Genomic DNA, 4,864 nt, shown 5'->3' on the forward strand with positions numbered 1-4,864 from the left:
ACGAGTGGCTGGAGCTCAACAGCTGGGTGAACTGGCTGCGCCGCACGTACGGGCTGCCCGCGAGCGTGGTGCCGCCGTTCTGGTACCGGCATCCCGAGCTGCTGTGGGAGCTGTCCGCGCTGCACCTGCACTGGCTGTGCGCCTACGACCCGGAACAGAACGGCTCCGCCCCGCTGGGCTGGCACCGCGACTTCACCGATGCCCGCGGCCGTCTACGGGACTGGGTCGCCGCGTCGGGGACGAGGTTGGATCGTGACCGGCCTACACGGCAGACCGTGTGGCCTGGCGAGGACGCCGCCGAGCCGGTCGAGGACATCGTGATCGCGAACCGTGACGAGGACTTCGTCAAGTTCGTCGTCGCGGACGTCGAACGTCGCCGCCAGGCTGAGAGGGACTTCTACCAGCACCTCGATACGCAGACCGGCGAGCTGACCTGAAAACGACGACGACGGCTTCTGGGGCGAGACGACGATGGTTGTCTCGCCCCAGGCATGCGAGCACGATCATGCGCCGAGGACATGCCCGGGCCGTGCAGGGCCAGCCGCGGGCGGCAATGGCTGAGGGAGCGCGCGAGCGGGAGAACGCTTCGGAGATGTCGATGGCGGTGCGGGACGATCGAGCGCAGTAGCGGAGAGGTCGTAGCCTCCCCACGGCGAGTAGCCGGCCACGTGGCGCGTTCCGTGCGAGGCGCGCTCCGTGATGATCGGCGCGCCCGGCACCTGCGCCTCAACCGGATAGTGCTCTGCGATCCACGCCGTTGCGAGCTTCGTCAACCCGGACTCGGACCGCACCCGGATCTGCGCAGGGATCACCGGAAGGTCGCGCCAGCCGGGGAACGCGTGATCGTGCCACGCTTCGACAGCGTGATTCTCATCCCCGCTGATCGCATGCCACTCGCAGGGCTCGCAGATCAGCTGCGTGAGCAACCCACCGGGCCCCTCCTGCGCGACACGGGGTCGCAGCTCCGCAGTGAACGTCGAGGCCGTGTGCTCGCTGTCACCGACCGTCATGTCGCCGGGAATCGTGATAGCGCGGTGCCACATATGGCTGCTCGCGTAGGAATCGAAGTGCGTGTTCAGGAAGCACCAGTGTGCGAACGCCTCATCCAGCTCACGCGGCGGGTAGTAGTCCGTCGTGAAGTGCAAAGGCGCGCCCGACCACTCGCCGAGACTGGCGCGCGCATCCTCTCGAGCCAGCTCGTCGAAGTCGAACGCCAGCTGCCCGCCTATCCGATCAGCCATCGGCCTCATCTCCCTTCGACCGTCAGGTGCGCGACGTGCGTACGGACCGCTGCGTCGGTCCCTTCCGGGAGCGGGATGGGAGGAGTAGCCTGAGTACAGGCGATCAACACATGATGCGCCGCCGGTTCAGTGCACGGCGGTCGACGAACCCGGAGATTCCGCTCCGGGACGAGTCCTTCCCCCAAGAACGATGTCGCCATTGTGGGAGGTGCCTGCTGTGTTCCGAATGATCCTGGCTGCCAGTATTTTCATCCGTGGGTTCTTGCGGGTGTGGATGCCGAGCAACATCGTCCTCGACCTCATCCGCACGCGCAGGGGCCTCAAGTGGGGCGTCCCCGGGATGCTCCTCGCCGCTCCGTACTTCGCGATCGCCTACTGGTGCACTACCGCCATCGAGGCGGGCGCGCCCGGATGGCTCAACCTGATCGTGCTGGTCTGCCTCTGGTCGGCACTCAAGTTCCTCATCATGGGCCCCATCAGCCTCATCCTTCTAGCGAAAACACGACTCCGCGAGCGCGGCCAGCAGCGGCGTGTGGGCCGTATGGTACGCCAGACCACCGCCGAGTCTGCGTAGACGGCACGCGGCGCTTCCGGGCGACTTGAGCTAGCTAAGGCTCTTTCCACCGTTCGACTGGCTAGTCGACAGAGCGCGCCGCGATCAGGAACGGTTTGGGCCGCTCGACGGTGTCACATTGCTCATCAAGTTCTCTGATCCGTTCCCGGATCGCGTCCACATGCTCCTAGAAGCACATAGCAAAGCCCCAATCCAGCCGCGTGTTGTCCAAGGGAGAAGCAGGACTCGACGTAAGACACGGCTGACCGGTACCGATGACGACCCGAGCCGCACGCACAGTACATTCGCGTATCAAGGGGGTCCGCCGAGGCCACAGAGAGGGGACGACGGGAATCGAACCCGCGTTGGCTGCTTGGGAAGCAGCCGTCCTACCATTGAACGACGTCCCCGAGTAGGTGACCTCCAGCATACGGGACGTGGGCGCGCATGGCGAACGCGCGTGTCTACGGTTGGCAGTCGCGGTGCTCGATCGAGCCGCTCAAAGCTAGCAGCGACTCGGCGCCGACGATCTTCTCCTCTCTGCCGGTGTAGTGCTGTGTCGTCGTCCGCTTGCTCTCGTGCGCGAGGACCTGCTGAGCGGTGTCGGCGCCGAGCGCAGCCGCAGCAGACTTTCGCATCGAGCGGTAGACGAACATCTCCTGCGGCACGCCGATAGCGTCCAGCTCCTCCTTGTGTGCCGCTCGGAACCTGCGCGCCAGCGCTTGTGGGCGCTCGGGGTACATCCCCTTTCCGGCGCGTGTGACGAACAGCAGATCGCCGAGGGAGTCGGCCATCCGCCGCTTGAGCACGGCGTGCACATCGGTGTTCACGACCTCGATCAGTCTCTCCTGGCCTTTGCCCTTCAGCTCGGACTGTCTGTAGAGACCCTTTTCGTCCGTGTGGGTCATCGTGCCGTTGATCCAGACGTGCTCGGTGAGGACACTCTGCTTGTTCGGGCGGAGCACGACGTCTTCGCGCCGGAGTGCCAGGGCTTCGGAGAGCCGGATGGTCAGGCGGTTCGTGAGTATGAGGAGATCGGCGAGGAGGCGCACGTCGGGTCGCTTCCCGGTCTTGCTTCCACGATTCTGCTCCCACGCCAGGACGAGCTGGATGATCACCGCGAGGTCGTCGTCAGTCAACGCAATCAGCTTCGAGGCTGGGCGGTGGATGGCGAGTGTCCTTACTGAGGGCACCGGACTGGCTCCTGGCGAGACGACACCGTGCAGAATCGCTAGGTCGAACATGCCGGCGAGCACGCTGCGAGCCATCAAGGCCTCGTGATTCGATTTCGTGCGGGCTACCTCGTGGAGGAAGTTGTAGATGCGCGCCGGCGTCAACGACGTGATCTTCACTCCCCAGAGCAGCGGCTTGATCGTGCTGTGCAGTGTTCCCTCATAGCGATCGATCGACTGCGGCTTGATCTTGCCCGGCTGCGGGTCGGCCTCGTCCCATTGCCGATTCCGCCGGAGATCCAGCAACCAGGCGACGGCGAGCTGCTCGACCGTCCCGGCCGGGTCGACCTGCTGGAAGACGCCGCCCCAGATGAGGTGGGCCTTGCGCTGCAGGTCGTCTTGCGCGGCTTCCGGGGAAGGACCCCACCCCTGCACGTGGTGTGCTCGACCTTCGCCGTCACGAATGCGGGTGTCGGCGCGGAACCGCTCCCGGTACTGCTGGACACTAACCCTGCCGAGCTCACCCGGCTGCTTCTTCGGCCTGGGCATCACGACCCCCGCCGCTGGGCGATGAGCCAGTCCCGCACGTCGGCAGGAAAGTAGCGGATGCGGTTGCCTGCGATCTTGACGTAGACCGGTCCGCCGGACCTGTTCGACCGCCACACGTCGAGGGTGTGCCGGGTGAGCCCGAGGAACGCGGCCGTCTCCTCGACCGTCCACATGATCGGTGCGCCGTCGGCAGTCAGGTCGAGCCTCGTCGGGTCGAGCGGGGCGGGGTCGCGGGGTCGGGGCGTCTGTGGTGTCATGCACCGTAGGTGCGACAGCCGTGCAACGCGGCATCGCTGCGCTGAACCTCGGGTGAGATGTGGTGCAGAACGGTGACGTCGGCGCGGCCGATCGGCACCCAATGCAGGGTTTCTCCGTCGAAACTCCGTCGAGAATGCGGTCATCGGTGGTCTCCCATGGTGTCGAAGACACCGCTGGACACCAGCAATTGCTGGGTCCAGGAGACCTAGATGAGGGGCGAGGCGCGTCTGGGATGATGAAGCAGAAGTTCTACCATTGAACTACAGCCCCGTACCCGCATCCGAGGAGCGGGCGAACGCCAGCCTACCCGTCCGGTGCCCTTTGGCCAAAGCAGGCACGGCGTCGGAAGCCCCTGGCAACTAGGCTGGTGCCGTGCTTCTCAGCGACCGCGACATCAAGGCAGAACTCGCATCCGGCCGCATCGGCCTCGACCCGCGTGAAGACGGGATGATCCAGCCGTCGAGCATCGACGTGCGTCTGGACCGGTACTTCCGCCTGTTCGACAACCACAAGTATCCGTTCATCGATCCGTCGGTCGACCAGCCGGAGCTCACGCGCCTGATCGAGGTCGACCCCGACGAGCCGTTCATCCTGCACCCCGGCGAGTTCGCGCTCGGGGCGACGTTCGAGCAGGTCACGCTGCCCGACGACATCGCGGCACGTCTCGAGGGCAAGTCGTCGCTCGGACGCCTCGGACTCATCACGCACTCGACCGCGGGTTTCATCGATCCCGGCTTCACAGGGCACGTCACGCTCGAACTCGCGAACGTCGCGACCCTGCCGATCAAGCTGTGGCCGGGCATGAAGATCGGTCAGCTGTGCTTCTTCCGGCTCACCTCTCCCGCCGAGAACCCCTACGGATCCGGCCCCTACGGCAACCGCTACCAGGGTCAGCGCGGACCGACGGCCTCCCGGTCGTTCCAGAACTTCCATCGGACGGATGTCGGCACCACCGACGTCGGAGCAGTCGGAGGCTGAGATGACCGACGCGAGCGGCACGCAGCCGGAAGAGCCCGTCATCCCGGAGCAGACGCCCTCCCCGGAGGGCCCCGATCTGCCCGAAGGGCTCGATCTTCCGGACGAGTCGCTGA

Annotated in this window: 6 protein-coding genes and 1 tRNA gene; 3 read left to right on the forward strand and 4 right to left on the reverse strand. The window is 65.8% G+C overall.

Translation table 11 applies throughout. The features are described 5' to 3' along the window. Positions 1–437, forward strand: a 437-nt coding sequence (locus DSP71_RS14340) for a hypothetical protein (protein ID WP_258546456.1), incomplete at its 5' end; no start/stop codon positions are given. Positions 438–503: 66 nt separating this feature from the next. Here DSP71_RS14340 and DSP71_RS14345 read toward each other — a convergent pair. Further along, on the reverse strand, positions 504–1,241 hold the full coding sequence (locus DSP71_RS14345) for a DUF6349 family protein (RefSeq protein ID WP_036286684.1): 738 nt from the start codon (positions 1,239–1,241) through the stop codon (positions 504–506). A 226-nt stretch (positions 1,242–1,467) separates the two neighbouring features. Between DSP71_RS14345 and DSP71_RS14350 the strand changes: the two genes are divergently transcribed. Continuing rightward, entirely contained in the window at positions 1,468–1,815 is a 348-nt protein-coding gene (locus DSP71_RS14350; protein WP_309472625.1) for a sulfate permease, read from the forward strand. Between the two features lie 318 nt (positions 1,816–2,133). Here DSP71_RS14350 and DSP71_RS14355 read toward each other — a convergent pair. The 3 genes from DSP71_RS14355 to DSP71_RS14365 all read right to left on the reverse strand — a co-directional run bounded on the left by DSP71_RS14355 (position 2,134) and on the right by DSP71_RS14365 (position 3,772). Beyond that, a tRNA-Gly gene (locus DSP71_RS14355) sits at positions 2,134–2,204 on the reverse strand. 54 nt (positions 2,205–2,258) lie between these two features. Then, positions 2,259–3,515, reverse strand: a complete 1,257-nt coding sequence (locus DSP71_RS14360) for a tyrosine-type recombinase/integrase (RefSeq protein ID WP_113681432.1) — start codon at positions 3,513–3,515, stop codon at positions 2,259–2,261. Next, positions 3,515–3,772: an AlpA family transcriptional regulator gene (locus DSP71_RS14365; RefSeq protein WP_036286677.1), complete on the reverse strand. Its 258-nt coding sequence runs from the start codon at positions 3,770–3,772 to the stop codon at positions 3,515–3,517. Before DSP71_RS14365 ends, DSP71_RS14360 begins: the two co-directional genes overlap by 1 nt. Before the next feature lie 373 nt (positions 3,773–4,145). Between DSP71_RS14365 and dcd the strand changes: the two genes are divergently transcribed. Further along, positions 4,146–4,751, forward strand: a complete 606-nt coding sequence (gene dcd / locus DSP71_RS14370) for a dCTP deaminase (protein WP_045263886.1) — start codon at positions 4,146–4,148, stop codon at positions 4,749–4,751. The last annotated feature ends 113 nt before the right edge of the window (positions 4,752–4,864 follow it).

It is taken from the genome of Microbacterium sp. H6 (assembly GCF_003314775.1).
GTDB lineage: Bacteria > Actinomycetota > Actinomycetes > Actinomycetales > Microbacteriaceae > Microbacterium > Microbacterium oxydans.